Source organism: Streptomyces sp. Edi4, assembly GCF_040253615.1.
In the GTDB taxonomy this organism is placed as follows: Bacteria; Actinomycetota; Actinomycetes; order Streptomycetales; family Streptomycetaceae; genus Streptomyces.
The window spans coordinates 6,297,595-6,316,573 of sequence record NZ_JBEJGY010000004.1 but is presented as its reverse complement, the minus strand read 5'-3'; the positions used below and the strand labels follow the sequence as shown (position 1 = coordinate 6,316,573).

3 protein-coding genes are annotated in these 18,979 nt (G+C 69.2%); 1 reads left to right on the top strand and 2 read right to left on the bottom strand.

Annotated features, from left to right (window positions below):
• Positions 1-120: 120 nt before the first annotated feature.
• Both ABR738_RS30490 and ABR738_RS30485 read right to left on the bottom strand, forming a co-directional pair.
• Complete coding sequence (locus ABR738_RS30490) at positions 121-7,956, bottom strand: non-ribosomal peptide synthetase (protein WP_350234809.1); 7,836 nt, start codon at positions 7,954-7,956, stop codon at positions 121-123.
• Positions 7,957-7,961: 5 nt separating this feature from the next.
• Positions 7,962-13,046, bottom strand: a complete 5,085-nt coding sequence (locus tag ABR738_RS30485) for a non-ribosomal peptide synthetase (protein ID WP_350233153.1) — start codon at positions 13,044-13,046, stop codon at positions 7,962-7,964.
• Between the two features lie 210 nt (positions 13,047-13,256).
• Here ABR738_RS30485 and ABR738_RS30480 point away from each other — a divergent pair, with 210 nt between their 5' ends.
• Entirely contained in the window at positions 13,257-18,956 is a 5,700-nt protein-coding gene (locus tag ABR738_RS30480) for a non-ribosomal peptide synthetase (RefSeq protein ID WP_350233152.1), read from the top strand.
• Positions 18,957-18,979: the final 23 nt, after the last annotated feature.

Sequence of the window (18,979 nt, the reverse complement as noted above, 5' to 3'; positions counted from 1 at the left end):
TGTCACAGGCTTTTCTGCGTGATCGCGTTTTCCGTGACTCCTGTACGGCCGCCGCCACGGAGCGGTGCCCCGTGCCCAGCCGACAAGAGCCGGCTGGGCCTCTCAAGCACTCCATGGACGTCAGTCGCTGCACCTCAACTGCTCCGTCAGCGCGTCGATTTCCTCCTGGCTCAGGTCGACCAGCCCGAGATCCGACGGCGTGTAACCTCCGGCGTCCGGCGTCTGCGCGTACTCCGCGATGGCTCCCAGCACCTGTGCCCAGGACGACGCGAGTTCCTGAATGTCGTCCTCTTCGAACAGCGCGGCCGGCCAGGTCCACGTGGCGGTAAGCACCGGGCCGTCCGGCAGGTCCTGGGTCACCGCGTTGATCTCCAGCACGTGACTGAGCGGCATTTCCGGGTCACGGCCCAGTGGGCCGCGGACACCCGGCACGACCGCCCAGTCCGTGCCCGCCCCGGGGTGAACGGCCGGGAAACGCCCCAGGTAGTTGAACCCGATCTGAGGCTGCTCGCGCCTCGCCAGGCCGGGCATCGTCTCGGGGTTGAGATGACGCAGCATGCCGTAGCCGATGCCGGCGTCCGGCAGGGCCCTGAGCTGTTCCTTGACCGCCTTCAGTGACGCGCCGAGCGCCGGCCCCACCGGGTACGGCAGACCCTCGTCGACCGGGCCGGGATCGAGGCTGACCGGGAAGAGCGTGGTGAACCAGCCAACCGTGCGGTGCAGGTCCAGGCCCTCCCCCAGGTGCTCCCTGCCGTGGCCCTCAAGGTCGATCAGGACCTGGGTACCGGCAATCCCCCGTCGGCGCCGCCACCGCACCACCGTGAGCGCGAGCGCGGTGAGGAGCACATCATTCACACCGGCGTGGAACGACGCCGGCACCACGGTCAGCAGGGTCTCGGCAAGCCTGCCCGGCAGTCGCGATTCCAGCGACCTGGCCGTGCCCGCGATGTCCCGGCCGGGGTCGAAACGCCGCTTGCCCAACTGGGGGTCGGGGGTGTCCAGTACGGCGGCCCACAGCGGGAGTTCCGCCACCCTTCCCGGTTCACGGGCCGCCGTGGCGAGTGTCCGTGTCCAACGGCCGAACGACGTCGGCACCGGGGCGAGCCGTGGCTCTCCGTCTCCTGCCACACCTTCCCAGGCAGCGGCCAGGTCAGGCAGCAGCACCCGCCACGAAACTCCGTCGACCGCCAGGTGGTGAATGACGAGCAGCAGCATGCCGGGATGGTCGGCACCCGCGTCGAACCATACGAACTGCGCCATCACACCGGCCGCGGGCGCGAGCCGGCCGCGAGCCGCCTCGCCTTCCACGGCCACGAGCCGCTCGACATGAGACGGACCCGCTCCGCACACATCGACCCGGGTCAGGACCGACGCAGCCGTCACCGTCCCCCTGGGCGGGATGTGGAAGTGCCAGGGCGCGTCGCCCCCTTCTCCCGCGGTGACCAGTCGCATGCGCAGGACGTCGTGTCTGTCGAGGAGCGCCTGGAGCGCGGCCGTGAGCCGCTTGGCTCCCGCTCCGGCCGGCACCTGGACCGTCATGGACTGGTTGAACCCCTGGTACGGGCCGCCCAGTTCACGGAGCCAGTGAACGATCGGAGTCGCCGCCAGGTCTCCGTCGCCCTCCTCGTCGTCGCTCGCCTCGGAGTGCGGCTGGGCGACAGCGGCGAGACCGGCGGGGGTCTGGTACGCGAAGACGTCCCGCGGAGCGAAGTCCAGTCCCGCGGAGCGCGCACGGCTCACCAATTGGATGGCCAGAATGCTGTCGCCGCCGATTTCGAAGAAGGTGTCGTCGGGGCCGACGTGGTCGAGTCCGAGGGTCTGGGCGAAAAGGCCGCAGAGCACTTCCTCCTCCGGGGTGCGCGGGAGCCGCTTCCCGCCAGACGCCTGGGGATCGGTGGCCGGGGCGGGGAGTGCCTTGTGGTCGATCTTCCCGTTCGGCGTCAACGGCAGGGAGTCCAGGGCCACGAAGTGGGACGGCACCATGTAGTCCGGCAGCCGGGCAGCCACCCCCGCACGCAGCGCCCCCGGATCCCAGCCAGAGCCCTGCGGCACCACATAAGCCACCAGCCGCCTGTCCCCCGGAACATCCTCACGGACCACCACCGTGACCTGCCCGACCCCCGCCAACGACCCGAGAACCGACTCGACCTCCCCCAACTCGATCCGGAACCCCCGGACCTTCACCTGACCATCCACCCGCCCCACGAACTCCAACTGCCCATCCCCACGCCACCGCACCAGATCACCCGTCCGGTACAACCGCCCCCCACCCGACCCGAACGGATCCGCCACAAACCGCTCCGCCGTCAGCCCAGCACGCCCCACATACCCACGCGCCAACCCCACACCCGCCAGATACAACTCACCCACCACACCCACCGGAACCGGAACCAGACCCCGATCCAGCACATACACACGCGTGTTGGGCAACGACGAACCGATCGGCGGCACCCCCGCCCCCGACAACGGCGCACTCATCGTCGCGCACACCGTCGCCTCCGTGGGCCCATACGCATTCACCATCAGCCGCCCCGCCGACCAGCGCTCGGCCACCCCCGGCGGACACGCCTCACCGGCCACCACCAACGTCAACCCCGACGGCACCCCCGCCACGGGCAGGACCGCCAGCGCCGCGGGAGGCAACGTCACATGCGTCACCCCCAAAGCGGTGAGCAGACCCGCAAGAGGCTCCCCCGGCAACAGCCGCTCCTGCTCCGCGACGACCAGCCGCGCCCCGGCCGAGAACGTCAAAAAGACATCCCACAACGCCGCGTCGAAACCGGGGGACGCGAACTGCAACACCCTGCTGTCCGAAGAAATCCCCAACCGCTCCACCGCACCAGCAGCAAGGTTCGCAATACCCGAATGAGACACCACCACCCCCTTCGGCAACCCCGACGAACCCGACGTATAAATCACATACGCCGCAGAACCCGGACCCAGCGAAGAAATCCGCTCACCATCACTGAGATCCACATCCGAGAACCGGCTCAACTCCGCGTCAAAACCAGAAGAATCCACCAGCACCCGAGAAGACACAGCCGAAGAAAACCCGGCCGCCACCTCCGACCGGCTCACCAGACAGACCGGACCCGCATCACCCAGCACATACTCCACACGCGCCGCCGGCTGATCCAGACTCACCGGCAGATACACACCACCAGCCTTCATCACCGCCAACAACGCCACCACCAACTCCACCGACCGAGGCAACGCCACCGCCACCACCCGCTCCGGCCCCACCCCCAACCACACCAAATACCGCGCCAGCCGGTTCGCCCGCGCATTCAACTCCGCATAACTCACCTCCACCCCACCACAAACCACCGCCACCGCCCCAGGAGTCCGCCCCACCTGCCGCTCGAACAACACCGGGAACGACACCGCCTCCACCCCCACCGACACACCACTCCACTTCTCCACCTGCACCCGCTCCGCACCGGAAAGCAACTCCAACCGGCCCACCGGAACCCCCGGAGACGCCACCGCCCCACGCAACAACCGCACGAACCGCGCCGCCAGACCCTCCACCGTCGAACGGTCGAAAAGATCCACCGCGAACGACAACTCACCCACCAACCCACCCGGCGAACCACCAACCCCACGACACTCCCGCAGACTGAACGCCAAATCGAACTTGGCCGCCCCGAGGTCGACACCTCCAAGGCGCGCGGTCAGGTTCGGCAGTACGACGTCGTCGGTCACTTCGCTCTGCAGTGTCAACGCGACCTGGAAGAGGGGGTGGTACGCCAGCGACCGGGCCGGGTTGACCGATTCCACCAGCTGCTCGAACGGCACGTCCTGATGAGCGAAAGCCGCCAGATCCGTCTCCCGGACCCGCTCCACCAACTCCAGAAAACCCGGATCCCCCGACGTGTCCGTCCGCAACACCAACGTATTGACGAAGAAGCCCACCAAATCATCCAGCACCTCGTCCGAACGACCCGCCACCACCGTTCCGACCGGCACATCCGTACCCGCACCAAGCCGCGTCAACAACGCCGCCAAACCCGCCTGCAACACCATGAACAACGTCGCCCCGGCACCCCGCGCCAAACCCGCCAACTCACCATGCAACCCAGCATCCAACCGGAACTCGACACGCCCACCCACATGACTCGCCACCGCCGGACGAACCCGGTCAAGAGGCAGATCCAGAAGCTCCGGCAGCAGCGCCAGACGCTCCTGCCAGTACGCCGTCTGCCGCGACAGCACGCTGTCCGGGTCCTCCTCGGAGCCCAGCACCTCCCGCTGCCACAGCGCGAAGTCCGCGTACTGCAACGGCAGTTCGTCCCAGTACGGAGCCGAACCGTCCGTCCTCGCCCCATACGCCCGCCACAGATCCGCCAGCAACGGCCCTGTCGACCACCCGTCCGTCACCACGTGATGCATCAGCACCAACAACACATGCCGGTCCGCTTCCACACGGAACAACGTCACCCGCACCGGGACCTCGGCACCCAGCACGAAGGCATGGCGCGCCGCCGCGCGCAACGTTTCGTCCAGGTCCTCGGAGGCGACCTCCACCACATCGAACGGCGCGCCCCCCTCGGCCGCCGGTCGCACCACCTGCCGAGGCACCCCGCCCACCGCGGGAAACACCGTCCGCAGGCTTTCGTGCCGGCCCACCACGTCACCCCACGCCAACCTCAGCGCAGGCACATCCAACGACCCCTCCAAGTGGCAGACCAACGGCACGTTGTACGTCGCGCTCGGACCCTCCACCTCACCCAGCACCCACAACCGCTGCTGCGCGTACGAAAGAGGAACGATTTCCGGGCGCACCCTGCGGGAGGGGGCGTGGTGTGCCCGTTCCGCTTGCTGGACCGCAGTCGAGAGCTCCGCGACCGTGGGGTTCTCGAACACCGCACGGATCGGTAGTTCCACTCCGAATGCGGTGCGGATCCGGCTGATGAGACGAGCGACCAGAAGTGAGTGACCGCCGATTTCGAAGAAGGTGTCGTCGGGGCCGACGTGGTCGAGTCCGAGGGTCTGGGCGAAAAGGCCGCAGAGCACTTCCTCCTCCGGGGTGCGCGGGAGCCGCTTCCCGCCAGATGCCTGGGGATCGGTGGCCGGGGCGGGGAGTGCCTTGTGGTCGATCTTCCCGTTCGGCGTCAACGGCAGGGAGTCCAGGGCCACGAAGTGGGACGGCACCATGTAGTCCGGCAGCCGGGCAGCCACCCCCGCACGCAGCGCCCCCGGATCCCAGCCAGAGCCCTGCGGCACCACATAAGCCACCAGCCGCCTGTCCCCCGGAACATCCTCACGGACCACCACCGTGACCTGCCCGACCCCCGCCAACGACCCGAGAACCGACTCGACCTCCCCCAACTCGATCCGGAACCCCCGGACCTTCACCTGACCATCCACCCGCCCCACGAACTCCAACTGCCCATCCCCACGCCACCGCACCAGATCACCCGTCCGGTACAACCGCCCCCCACCCGACCCGAACGGATCCGCCACAAACCGCTCCGCCGTCAGCCCAGCACGCCCCACATACCCACGCGCCAACCCCACACCCGCCAGATACAACTCACCCACCACACCCACCGGAACCGGAACCAGACCCCGATCCAGCACATACACACGCGTGTTGGGCAACGACGAACCGATCGGCGGCACCCCCGCCCCCGACAACGGCGCACTCATCGTCGCGCACACCGTCGCCTCCGTGGGCCCATACGCATTCACCATCAGCCGCCCCGCCGACCAGCGCTCGGCCACCCCCGGCGGACACGCCTCACCGGCCACCACCAACGTCAACCCCGACGGCACCCCCGCCACGGGCAGGACCGCCAGCGCCGCGGGAGGCAACGTCACATGCGTCACCCCCAAAGCGGTGAGCAGACCCGCAAGAGGCTCCCCCGGCAACAGCCGCTCCTGCTCCGCGACGACCAGCCGCGCCCCGGCCGAGAACGTCAAAAAGACATCCCACAACGCCGCGTCGAAACCGGGGGACGCGAACTGCAACACCCTGCTGTCCGAAGAAATCCCCAACCGCTCCACCGCACCAGCAGCAAGGTTCGCAATACCCGAATGAGACACCACCACCCCCTTCGGCAACCCCGACGAACCCGACGTATAAATCACATACGCCGCAGAACCCGGACCCAGCGAAGAAATCCGCTCACCATCACTGAGATCCACATCCGAGAACCGGCTCAACTCCGCGTCAAAACCAGAAGAATCCACCAACACCCGAGAAGACACAGCCGAAGAAAACCCGGCCGCCACCTCCGACCGGCTCACCAGACAGACCGGACCCGCATCACCCAGCACATACTCCACACGCGCCGCCGGCTGATCCAGACTCACCGGCAGATACACACCACCAGCCTTCATCACCGCCAACAACGCCACCACCAACTCCACCGACCGAGGCAACGCCACCGCCACCACCCGCTCCGGCCCCACCCCCAACCACACCAAATACCGCGCCAGCCGGTTCGCCCGCGCATTCAACTCCGCATAACTCACCTCCACCCCACCACAAACCACCGCCACCGCCCCAGGAGTCCGCCCCACCTGCCGCTCGAACAACACCGGGAACGACACCGCCTCCACTCCCACCGACACACCACTCCACTTCTCCACCTGCGCCCGCTCCGCACCGGAAAGCAACTCCAACCGGCCCACCGGAACCCCCGGAAACGCCACCGCCCCACGCAACAACCGCACGAACCGCGCCGCCAGACCCTCCACCGTCGAACGGTCGAAAAGATCCACCGCGAACGACAACTCACCCACCAACCCACCCGGCGAACCACCAACCCCACGACACTCCCGCAGACTGAACGCCAAATCGAACTTGGCCGCCCCGGAACTCAAATTCTCGGCCGTAGCCCGGCCGCCCGGGAGAACGAAGTCACTCTCGGGGCTGTTCTGCAGCACCAGCAGGACCTGGAAGAGGGGGTGGTGCGCCAGCGACCGGGCCGGGTTGACCGATTCCACCAGCTGCTCGAACGGCACGTCCTGATGAGCGAAAGCCGCCAGATCCGTCTCCCGGACCCGCTCCACCAACTCCAGAAAACCCGGATCCCCCGACGTGTCCGTCCGCAACACCAACGTATTGACGAAGAAGCCCACCAAATCATCCAGCACCTCGTCCGAACGACCCGCCACCACCGTTCCGACCGGCACATCCGTACCCGCACCAAGCCGCGTCAACAACGCCGCCAAACCCGCCTGCAACACCATGAACAACGTCGCCCCGGCACCCCGCGCCAAACCCGCCAACTCACCATGCAACCCAGCATCCAACCGGAACTCGACACGCCCACCCACATGACTCGCCACCGCCGGACGAACCCGGTCAAGAGGCAGATCCAGAAGCTCCGGCATTCCGCGCAACTGGTCGGCCCAGAAGGCGAGTTGCTGTTCAGCCAGTCCCGCCGGATCCCCCGGCTCGCCGGTGCCCTCCAGCAACTCCCGCTGCCATACGGAATAGTCCGCGTACTGCACCGGCAGTTCATCCCAGTCGGGGACCGAACCCGCCGTCCGGGAGCGATAGGCATCGGACAGATCCCGCAGCAGTGGGGAAAGAGACCATCCGTCCGCCACGATGTGATGCATCAGCACCAACAACGCATGCCGGTCAACGCCGCTGCGGAACAGCGTCACCCGTACAGGGAGTTCGGAGCCCAGCGCGAACGCATGCCGCGCCGCGGCCCTCAGTGCCGAGTCCAGCTCCCCCTCCGCGACCTCCACCTCTTCGAACGGCGAAACCCCCTCGGCCGCTCCAAGTATCCGCTGCCACGGAACCCCTTCCACCTCGGGAAACACGGTCCGCAGACTCTCGTGCCGGCCCACCACGTCACCCCACGCCAACCTCAGCGCAGGCACATCCAACGACCCCTCCAAGTGGCAGACCAACGGCACGTTGTACGTCGCACTGGGCCCTTCGAGGCGGTGAAGGAACCACAGTCGGCTCTGGGCATAAGAGAGCGGAATCATGTTGTTCAAGTGACCTTTCGCAAGGGGCGGATGAGCGGCCGCGCCTGCTCGGCGGTTTCGAGCATGGGTGCAAGGGCGCGCACGGTGGGATTCTGAAAGAGGGTGCGCAGAGTGACTTCCAACCCCAGAGAGGAACGAATGCGGCTGATCAGACGCGTCGCCAGAAGGGAGTGACCGCCAAGGTCGAAGAAGTCGTCGTCGATGCCGACCCGGTCGGACCGAAGTATCTGCGCGAACAGCTCGCACAGGGCGGCCTCTTGAGGCGTCGAAGGGGCAGCGTGGGGGGCCTGGGGATCGGTGGCCGGGGCGGGGAGTGCCTTGTGGTCGATCTTCCCGTTCGGCGTCAACGGCAGGGATTCCAGGGCCACGAAATGGGACGGCACCATGTAGTCCGGCAGCCGGGCAGCCACCCCCGCACGCAGCACCCCCGGATCCCAGCCAGAGCCCTGCGGCACCACATAAGCCACCAGCCGCCTGTCCCCCGGAACATCCTCACGGACCACCACCGTGACCTGCCCGACCCCCGCCAACGACCCGAGAACCGACTCGACCTCCCCCAACTCGATCCGGAACCCCCGGACCTTCACCTGACCATCCACCCGCCCCACGAACTCCAACTGCCCATCCCCACGCCACCGCACCAGATCACCCGTCCGGTACAACCGCCCCCCACCCGACCCGAACGGATCCGCCACAAACCGCTCCGCCGTCAGCCCAGCACGCCCCACATACCCACGCGCCAACCCCGCACCCGCCAGATACAACTCACCCACCACACCCACCGGAACCGGAACCAGACCCCGATCCAGCACATACACACCGGTGCGGTCCATGGGGACGCCTATCGGAGGTCGCCCCTGGTGCGTGTAGGGCGTGGGCAGACGGCTGAAGGTCGCGAAGGTGGTCCCTTCGGTGGGCCCGTAGACATGGGTGACGACGATGTCGGGGTACTTCTCGGTGACCGTGCGCATCGCGGTGGGGGAGGCGGACTCACCGCCTGTCCACACCTCCCGCAGCGGTGCCAGGGGAGCGCCCGGGTCGTCGGCCAGCAGGTTGAACAGGGCGGTGGTGAAGAGGGCCACGGAGACCTCCGCGTCGTTCAGCAGCTCACCCAGCACCACCGGGTCGAGCTGACCCGGCGGAGCTATCACGACCTGGCCGCCGCGCAGCAGAGGGACCCAGATCTCGTATGCGGAGGCGTCGAAGGCCAAGGGCGAGTGGTGCAGCACCCGGTCGTGGGCCCCGGTGTCGAAGGCCGTGTCCGCGGCCAGTGCGACGAGGCCGCGGTGGGTGATCGCGACGCCCTTGGGCATTCCGGTGGAACCGGAGGTGAACATCACGGAGGCCAGCCCTTCGCCGCCGGAGCTCACCACCGGTTCGGCGTCCTGCGCAGGATCCCCCTTCGCCTGGAGCGCGGCCGGATCGGAGAGGACCGAGAGGCCCAGGCCGGAGAGGGCTGAGAGGCACTCCTCTCCCAGTACGTCAGGCCGGACACCGTCTGTCAGTGCGACCCGGGCCGCGCTCTCCCGCAGGATCTCCGTGGTGCGGGCAGCGGGCTGGCGAGGGTCCAGCGGTACGTAGGCGGCGCCCGCCTTGAGGGTGGCGAGCATCGCCACCACCGCGTCGACCCCGCGGTCCAGGAGCAGCGCCACCCGGCTCTCAGATCCCACTCCGGCGGCGATCAGCCGGTGTGCGAGCCGGTTCGCCCGTACGTCGAGCTCCTGGTACGTCACGAACTGATCGCCGCAACGCAGCGCCGGGGCATGCGGCGCGTCCGCGACTCGGGCCCGGAAGACCTCGGGCACCGTCCGGGCCCGCGAGGGACCCCGTTGCGGCGTCACGGGCCGCGGCGCGGGGCTCAGGCCCTCGTCCGGAGTCAGGCGCAGGCGTCCCACCGGGCTGTCCGGCTGTCGCAGCACCGTTTCGAGCACATGCACCAGCCCATCGGCGATACGCCGCGCGGTGTCCCGGTCGAAGACGTCCGTCGCGTAGACCAGCGAGCCCGCGACTCCGCCGGCGCTCAACTCCGCCAGGTTGAAGGTCAGTTCGAACTTCGCGCTCTCGTCGACGACCGTCGGCATTGTGACCTGGAGGCCGGGGAAGTCCAGAGCGATCTGTTCGTAGCTCTGGAGGGTGAGTGCGATTTGGGTGAAGGGGGTGTGGGAGAGGGTGCGGTGGGGGTTGAGGGCTTCGATGACGTGGTCGAGGGGGAGGTCTTGGTGGGCGTAGGCGGCGAGGTCGGTTTCGCGGACGCGGGCGAGGAGTTCTCGGAAGGTGGGGTCGCCGGTGAGGTCGGTGCGGAGGATGAGGGTGTTGACGAAGAAGCCGATGAGGGGTTCGAGTGCTTCGTCGGTGCGTCCGGCCTGGACGGTGGCGATGGGCAGGTCGCTTCCGGCGCCGAGGTGGCGGAGCAGGACGGCGGTCGCGGCGTGCAGGACCATGAAGAGGGTGACGTCGTGGTCGCGGGCCAGGGTGCGGAGTTGGTGGTGCAGGGCGGGACTGAGGCTGAGGGGGATGGTGGCGCCGTGGTGGCGGGCGATGGCGGGGCGGGGGCGGTCGAGGGGGAGGTCGAGGACTTGGGGGGCGCCGGTGAGCTGCGTGGTCCAGTAGGCGCGCTGGCGGGCCAGGACGCTGTCCGGGTCGTGGGGGTCGCCGAGGACGGCGGTCTGCCAGAGGGCGTAGTCGGCGTACTGCACCGCCAGCGGTTCCTGCTGGGGCGGCGGGTTGTGCTGTGGCCGGGGATCGTGGTGCGGGGGTGGGGTGGTGGCTTGGGTGCGGGTGCGGTAGGCGGTGGACAGGTCCCGGGCCAGCGGTGTCATGGACCATCCGTCGCTGGCGATGTGATGGACGAGGAGGAGCAGGACGTGCTGGTCGGGGGCCTGCTGGAAGAGCGTGGCCCGCAACGGGGTCTCGGTGGCCAGGTCGAAGCAGTACGCGGAGTGTTCCCGCAGGAGGCCGGCGAGTTCCTCTTCCCCGGTCACCGGGGGGAGGCAGTCCAGGAGGGCCGGGGCCTGGCCGGCGGGGAGGATCTGCTGGCAGGGCTCGCCGTGACTCTCCACGAACCGGGTCCGCAGGGACTCGTGCCGGGCCACCACGTCCGCGACCGCGCCCGCGAGCGCGTCGCGGTCCAGGGTCCCGGAGAACCGTAGTACCAGCGGGCAGTTGTAGGTGGGGCTGGGGCCTTCCAGACGGAACGCGAACCACAGCCGGCGCTGCGCGTACGACAGTGGTATCCGCTCCGGACGCGCCCCCGCCACCAGCGGCGCCCGTGCCGCACCGGCCCGCGCCACCCGGGCAGCCAGCAGGCCCACCGTGGGTGCCTCGAACACCGCCCGCACCGGCAGCTCCACCCCGAAAACCCCCCGCACCCGGCTCACCAGCCGGATCGCGGTCAGTGAATGACCTCCCAGCGCGAAGAAGTCATCACCCACCCCCACCCCCGACACACCCAGCACCTCGGAGACGAGACCGCAGAGGATCCGCTCCTGCGGACTGCGGGCCGCGAGCCCTCCCTTTCCCGCCCCGGCGGCATACTCGGGTGCCGGCAGTGCCCCGCGGTCGACCTTGGCGTTGGGGGTCAGTGGGAAGCGGTCCAGGACGACGAAGGCCGCGGGCACCATGTAGTGCGGCACAAGGGCCGCGACATGCCGGCGCAGTTCCGCCGGGTCGGGTTCCTTTGTCCCTGAACTCGTGAGGTAGGCCACGATGCGCTGGTCACGAGCCCGGTCCTCGCGCACCAGGACGATCGCACGGGAGACGTCCGGGTGCTGCGCCAGCACACCCTCGATCTCGCCGGGTTCGACGCGAAAGCCCCGCACCTTGACCTGGTGGTCCGCCCGGCCGCGGAACTCAAGGAGTCCGTGTGGCGTCCAGCTCGCGAGGTCTCCGGTGCGGTACATCCGGGTGCCGGGGGCGCCGAACGGGTCCGCCACGAAGCGTTCGGCGGTGAGCAGTGGCGAGCCTCGGTAGCCGCGCGCCAGCCCTGCGCCCGCGACGTACACCTCCCCCGTCTCCCCCAGCGGCACCGGCCGCAGCCGATCATCCAGCACGTGGACACGGGTGTTGTCCATGACGCGGCCGAGCGGCAGTACGCCATCGGGTGCGCGTTCCCCGGGAGCGAGCCGGAACTCGGCGATGTTCACCGTCGTTTCGGTCGGACCGTAGACATTGACCACGGTGGCCGCCGGGTGACGACGGCGCCATTCCGCCAGGGCCGGACCGTGCAGGGCCTCGCCTCCCAGCATGAGCAGTTGGGTCGGCGAGTAACCGTCAGGAAGCAGTTCGAGCAGGGGAAGGTGGCTGGGAGTGCCCTTCAGGAAGGTGCAGCCGACCTCCCGACCGCGCCCGTCCTCCGCCAGGGCGCTGATGAGTACGCGCCCTCCGCCGGCCAACGGCGCCCACAGTTCCGAAACGGTCATGTCGAAGGAGCACGGCGAGTGCCACAGCGAGGTGCCGCCCGGTCCAAGGCTCGGATATGCCTTGATGGCCCAGGCCAGATAGTCGGCGAGGGAGCGGTGCTCGACAGCCACCGCCTTCGGCTTCCCCGTGGACCCGGAGGTGTAGCTGACGTAGGCCGTGTTGGCCGGGAGCAGGGGGGCCAGACGTTCCCGCTGCGTCAGATCCGTGTCCGGCTGCCGGGAGAGTTCAGCGAACACCTCCGGGGAATCGAGGACGAGTTCACAGCCCTCGGCTCCCGCGGCCCACGGCCCGGCCTGCACTCCGAGTACGACATCCGGGCGCGCGTCGGCCAGGAGGAAAGCGATGCGCTCCTGTGGGTAGTCCAACTCCACCGGCAGGTAGGCGGAACCGGTTTTCGCGATGGCGAGCAGGGCGACCGCCAGCTCGACGCTTCGCGGCAGCAGCACGGCAACGACCCGCTCGGGTGCGGCTCCCCGCGCGGTCAGCAGCCGGGCCAACCGATTCGCCCGCTCGTTGAACTCCCGGTAGGTCAGGTGGGTATCACCACAGCTGACGGCCGGAGCCTGGGGAGTACGGCGGACCTGAGCCTCGACGAGTTCCGGGAGCGTCACGTCGGGCAGCGACCGCACCGCCCCTTGCCGTTCGGCAGCGATTTCCGGACGGTACGTCATGCCGAGCTCCTCGTGAGGGTCTCTGGGGGGGTGAAAGAAGCAGGGTGAAAGAAAAGAAATCTTAAACAGGACGACCTTTCACCGTCTTATTGAAGCTCTATCTGTGGCGGCCGACGCCAAAACGAAACCAGGGCACCTTGGTTGATAACGAGACGATAGAAGCGGGAGATAGCTTCCGATGGAGGCCAAAAGGAGAGGGAAATTGGCGCGATGAATAATTCCCCGTTCGTTGACGTTCTTCCGCTGACCCCCCTCCAGGAAGGAATGTTCTTCCAGTCTCACTACGACGCCGATGAAATCGACGTCTACCACGTGCAGTTCGTGCTCGCCCTGGACGGACGGGTCGACCCGGGCCGCCTGAAGGCCGCGGCGGCAGCCGTGGTGAATCGCCATCCCGCTCTGCGGGCCGGTTTCTTGCAGCGGCAGAACGCGCAGCCGATCCAGGTCATCCACCGCACCGTGGAACTGCCCTGGGAAGAGGCCGACTTCGTCGCCCCAGGCCCCTCCGGTGCAGACTTCTCCGAGGCGCAATCCTCCGGGACGGAATCCGGTCCCGAGGACCGGTTGCGGTCCCTCCTGCTCGCGGACCGGGTCCGGCGCTTCCCGCTGGACCGGCCTCCGCTGGTCCGCTTCGTTCTCGTCCGGCTCGGGCCCGACCGGTACCGGTTGGTGCTCAGCTGTCACCACATGGTGCTGGACGGCTGGTCCGGCCCCCTGCTCATCCGCGAGCTGTTCACGCTGTACACGGACGGACCGGACAGTGCGTCGTTGCCACCCGCCGTTCCCTACCGCCGGTACTTCGAATGGCTCGCCACAAAGGATCTCGCCGCCTCGGAGCAGGCCTGGCGGGCGGCGCTCGACGGCATCCCCGGCCCCACTCTGGTAGCTCCGGCGGCTCCCGGACGGGCGGTCGTCATGCCGGAACGGCTGTCGGCCCGGCTGCCGGTGGACTTCGGCACCGAACTCAGCCTGTTCGCACGCCGGCAGGGACTGACCGTGGGCACCCTGCTCCAGGGCGCCTGGGGCACCGTCCTCAGCCGCCTCACCGGTCGCGACGACGTGACCTTCGGCACCGTCGTGTCCGGCCGCTCCCCGGAGATCCTCGGCATCGAGTCGATGGTGGGGATGTTCATCAACACCATTCCCGTGCGGATCCGTGCACAACCCGACGAGCCGATACTGCGCCGTCTCGCCCGCCTCCAGGAGGAGCAGAGCGAGCTGCTGGCCCACCACCATCTGCGGCTCAGCAGTCTGCAACGCGCCGCGGCCGGTACCGGTGAACTCTTCGACACCGTCGCGGTGTTCGAGAACTACCCGGAGGGCGCGGCCGGCTCCTCGTCGTACGGCGGCCTCCAGGTCAGCGTGGTCGACGGTCACGACGCCGCACACTTCCCGCTGCGGGTGATCGGGGCGCTCTCCGGCAGCCGGCTGCAGCTTCAGCTCGAATACCGGCCCGACCTCTTCGAGAGGGCGGAGGCGGACCGCATCCTCACCGTCCTCGCGAAGGTACTGCGTGGCCTGGTTGCCGACCCGGACCAGGACTTCCGGGAAGTGGTGGCCGCCCTGCCCTCCGGTCCGCGCGAAGCGGCTGCGGCTGCGGCTACGGCTACGGCTGCCATGAAGGCGGCCGCGGCGGCAGACGTCCCCCGGTCACCCGCCGTGGACATCCTGCGTGGCCTGTTCGAGAAGGTGCTGGGTGTGTCGGGGGTGGGGGTGGGTGATGACTTCTTCGCGCTGGGAGGTCATTCACTGACCGCGATCCGGCTGGTGAGCCGGGTGCGGGGGGTTTTCGGGGTGGAGCTGCCGGTGCGGGCGGTGTTCGAGGCACCCACGGTGGGCCTGCTGGCTGCCCGGGTGGCGCGGGCCGGTGCGGCACGGGCGCCGCTGGTGGCGGGGGCGCGTCCGGAGCGGATACCACTGTCGTACGCGCAGCGCCGGCTGTGGTTCGCGTTCCGTCTGGAAGGCCCCAGCCCCACCTACAACTGCCCGCTGGTACTACGGTTCTCCGGGACCCTGGACCGCGACGCGCTCGCGGGCGCGGTCGCGGACGTGGTGGCCCGGCACGAGTCCCTGCGGACCCGGTTCGTGGAGAGTCACGGCGAGCCCTGCCAGCAGATCCTCCCCGCCGGCCAGGCCCCGGCCCTCCTGGACTGCCTCCCCCCGGTGACCGGGGAAGAGGAACTCGCCGGCCTCCTGCGGGAACACTCCGCGTACTGCTTCGACCTGGCCACCGAGACCCCGTTGCGGGCCACGCTCTTCCAGCAGGCCCCCGACCAGCACGTCCTGCTCCTCCTCGTCCATCACATCGCCAGCGACGGATGGTCCATGACACCGCTGGCCCGGGACCTGTCCACCGCCTACCGCACCCGCACCCAAGCCACCACCCCACCCCCGCACCACGATCCCCGGCCACAGCACAACCCGCCGCCCCAGCAGGAACCGCTGGCGGTGCAGTACGCCGACTACGCCCTCTGGCAGGCCGCCGTCCTCGGCGACCCCCACGACCCGGACAGCGTCCTGGCCCGCCAGCGCGCCTACTGGACCACGCAGCTCACCGGCGCCCCCCAAGTCCTCGACCTCCCCCTCGACCGCCCCCGCCCCGCCATCGCCCGCCACCACGGCGCCACCATCCCCCTCAGCCTCAGTCCCGCCCTGCACCACCAACTCCGCACCCTGGCCCGCGACCACGACGTCACCCTCTTCATGGTCCTGCACGCCGCGACCGCCGTCCTGCTCCGCCACCTCGGCGCCGGAAGCGACCTGCCCATCGCCACCGTCCAGGCCGGACGCACCGACGAAGCACTCGAACCCCTCATCGGCTTCTTCGTCAACACCCTCATCCTCCGCACCGACCTCACCGGCGACCCCACCTTCCGAGAACTCCTCGCCCGCGTCCGCGAAACCGACCTCGCCGCCTACGCCCACCAAGACCTCCCCCTCGACCACGTCATCGAAGCCCTCAACCCCCACCGCACCCTCTCCCACACCCCCTTCACCCAAATCGCACTCACCCTCCAGAGCACGGAAGGCGGCCACTTCGACCTCCCTGGTCTGCGCGTCACCGCGGAGGGGTACGCCGGTGCTGTCGCAAGGACCGACCTCGGGCTGAGCCTGCACGAGTGCTTCACCGGCGCCGGAGCCCCGAATGGCATCCAGGGCTCCTTGGAGTACGACACAGCCCTCTTCGACCGCACCAGCGCCGTGCTGTTCGCCGAACGTCTCACCCGTGTTCTCACCGCCGTGTCCGGCGAGCCGGACACCCGCGTCAGCCGGGTGGAAATCCTCTCCGAGCAGGAGCGTCGCGACCTGTTGGGCACCGACGCCGACCGCTCCGGCAGGGCCGCGGTGACGACGCTCCCCGCGCTCTTCGAACGGCAGGTCCGGGACACCCCGCACCTGCCCGCCGTCGAGGCAGCGTCCGGGACGCAGACCTACGCGGAGCTCAACGCCGCTGCCAATCGGCTCGCCCGGGTGCTCGTCGCACATGGCGCCGCCCCGGAGCAGCACGTCGCTGTCGCGCTGCCCCGTTCGGCACAGTGGGTGGAGGCCGTGCTGGCCGTGCTGAAGGCAGGCGCCGTCTACGTGCCGCTCGATCCCGGCCACCCCCCGCAGCGGCTGGCCACCATGCTCGCGAACGTAGCGCCCGCCTTGTTGGTGACGACGCGGGACGAGGTCGCACGCCTGCCGCGTACGCCGGGGACCACGCTGATCCTGCTGGACGACGAAAAGGTCCGCTCGCAGTGCGCGGAGGCGCCCGACACCGACCTCGGCGACACGGACCGGGCGGCGACGCTGCGCTCGGACCACCCCGCGTACGTCATCCACACCTCGGGATCGACGGGCACCCCCAAGGGAGTGGTGGTCACTCATGCCGGTATCGGCGCCCTGTCGGCCCACCAGCAGGCCGACTTCGATGTGTCCGTCGACAGCCGGGTGCTGCAGCTCGCCTCCTCGACCTTCGACGTCTCCGTCGCTGAGCTCTGCCTCGCGCTGCTCTCAGGAGCGACCCTGGTCGTGCCGGAGGGGCTGTTGGCGGGTGCTGAACTCGGTGACTTCCTCGCGCAATCGCGCATCACCCACACACTCGTCGCGCCCACGGCACTCGCCGAGGTGCCCAGGCGGGAACTGCCCGCGCTGACCGCACTGATCACCGGGGGCGAGACCCTGCCGCGGGAGCTCGCCGAGTTCTGGGCCCGCGGCCGCCTGCTTGTCAACGCATACGGTCCGAGCGAAGCCACCTGCGACGTCACCTTTGCCACCATCGGGTCCGGTGACACCGCGGAGACCAGGACCATCGGGCGCCCCATCGCGGGGGCCTGGGCCCACGTGCTGGACACGGACCTGCGACCGGCTCCGCCAGGGGTCATGGGCGAGGTGTACGTGTCCGGCCTCGGAGTGGCCCGGGGCTACCTCAAGGACACGGCCACGACCGCCTCGCGCTTCGTGGCCGACCCCTACGGCGCCCCGGGAACAAGGCTGTACCGGACCGGGGACCTGGCACTGCGCCGTCCCGACGGGGTGCTGGAGTTCCGTGGGCGAAGCGATTCGCAGACCAAGGTGCGCGGCTTCCGGATCGAGACGGGCGAGGTCGAATCGGCGATCCGTCGCTGCGCGGGCGTGACGGGCGTCGAAGTGATGGTGCGCGAGGACCGGCCCGGTGACCAGCGGCTGGTGGCGTACGTGTCCTGCGAGTCCGGGTCCCGCGCGTCCGACCCGGCGGCGTTGCGCACCTTGCTCACCGAGCAGCTCCCCAACTACATGGTGCCGTCCGACTTCGTCATGGTGTCGGATTGGCCGCGGACTCCCCACGGCAAGGTGGACCGCCGTGCTCTGCCGGCTCCTGTACGGGCCGGTGGCCGCACAGGGGGTGCGCCGCGGTCGCCCCAGGGGGTGGTGCTGTGCGCGCTCTTCGCCGAGGTGCTCGGTGTCGAACGGGTGGGGCTCGACGACAACTTCTTCGAACTGGGCGGTCATTCGCTGCTGGCGACCAGGCTGGTGGGCCGGATGCAGGAGGTGCTGGGCCGGCGGGTGGAACTGCGTGACGTCTTCGCGGCTCCTACCCCCGCTGGTCTCGCGGCGCGGGAACCAGGTGGCGGCGAAGACGCCTTGAGCACACTGCTCCCCTTCCGTACGGAGGGCAGTACCCACCCACTCTTCTGCGTTCATCCGGTATCGGGCTACGCTTGGCGGTTCACCGCGCTGCTCAGTGCGCTGGGCAAGGACTGTCCGCTGTACGGCCTGCAGGCGCCGGGGCTGGACGGCTCAACGCCGACCGCCGGCTCCCTGGAGGAGCTGGTCTCGGGCTACGTACGGGACATGCGGACAGTGCAGGCGGTGGGCCCCTACCATCTCGTGGGTCTGTCCCTGGGCGGGCTGGTGGCGCAGGCGGTCGCCACCAGGCTGCAGGAGGAGGGGGAGGAGGTGGCTCTGCTCGCGCTGCTCGACTCCTACCCGGGGCCGCCCTCGGGCCCGGGGACGTCCACCAACCCGGAGGAGATACTGCGGGACATTCATGACGGGTACGCCGAGATCTACGGGCTGCCCGCCGACGCCGGGGAAGAGCCGCCCGGCACTGGTGTGGCGCGCGCCCGCGTGGTCGACTGGGTCGGGCAGGGGACGGACGAGCTGTCCGCTCTGGATCGCGCGCAGCAGGAGGCCGTGGTCGACGTCATGGTGAACAACGTGCGGATCACGAACGAGGCCCGGCCCCAGGTGTTCCACGGGAACTTGCTGCTGGTGGCGGCCGCCCGGGGCCGACAGCCGTGGGCGGAGCCGAAGGCGTGGGAGGAGTTCGTCGACGGCGAGGTCGAGGTCCACGAGTTGGACGTCGTGCACCAGGCTCTGCTGCAGCCGGGCCCCGCCGCCGAGATCGGACGCCTCATCACACCGAGACTCTCGTCACCCCGTTGAGCGGCAGAGCGAACTCGCTGTCC

Bases quoted from the DNA above. Each gene is read 5' to 3' on its own strand.
- ABR738_RS30490 (WP_350234809.1), bottom strand. From the start codon at position 7,956: ATGATTCCGCTCTCTTATGCCCAGAGCCGACTGTGGTTCCTTCACCGC.
- ABR738_RS30485 (WP_350233153.1), bottom strand. From the start codon at position 13,046: ATGACGTACCGTCCGGAAATCGCTGCCGAACGGCAAGGGGCGGTGCGG.
- ABR738_RS30480 (WP_350233152.1), top strand. From the start codon at position 13,257: ATGAATAATTCCCCGTTCGTTGACGTTCTTCCGCTGACCCCCCTCCAG.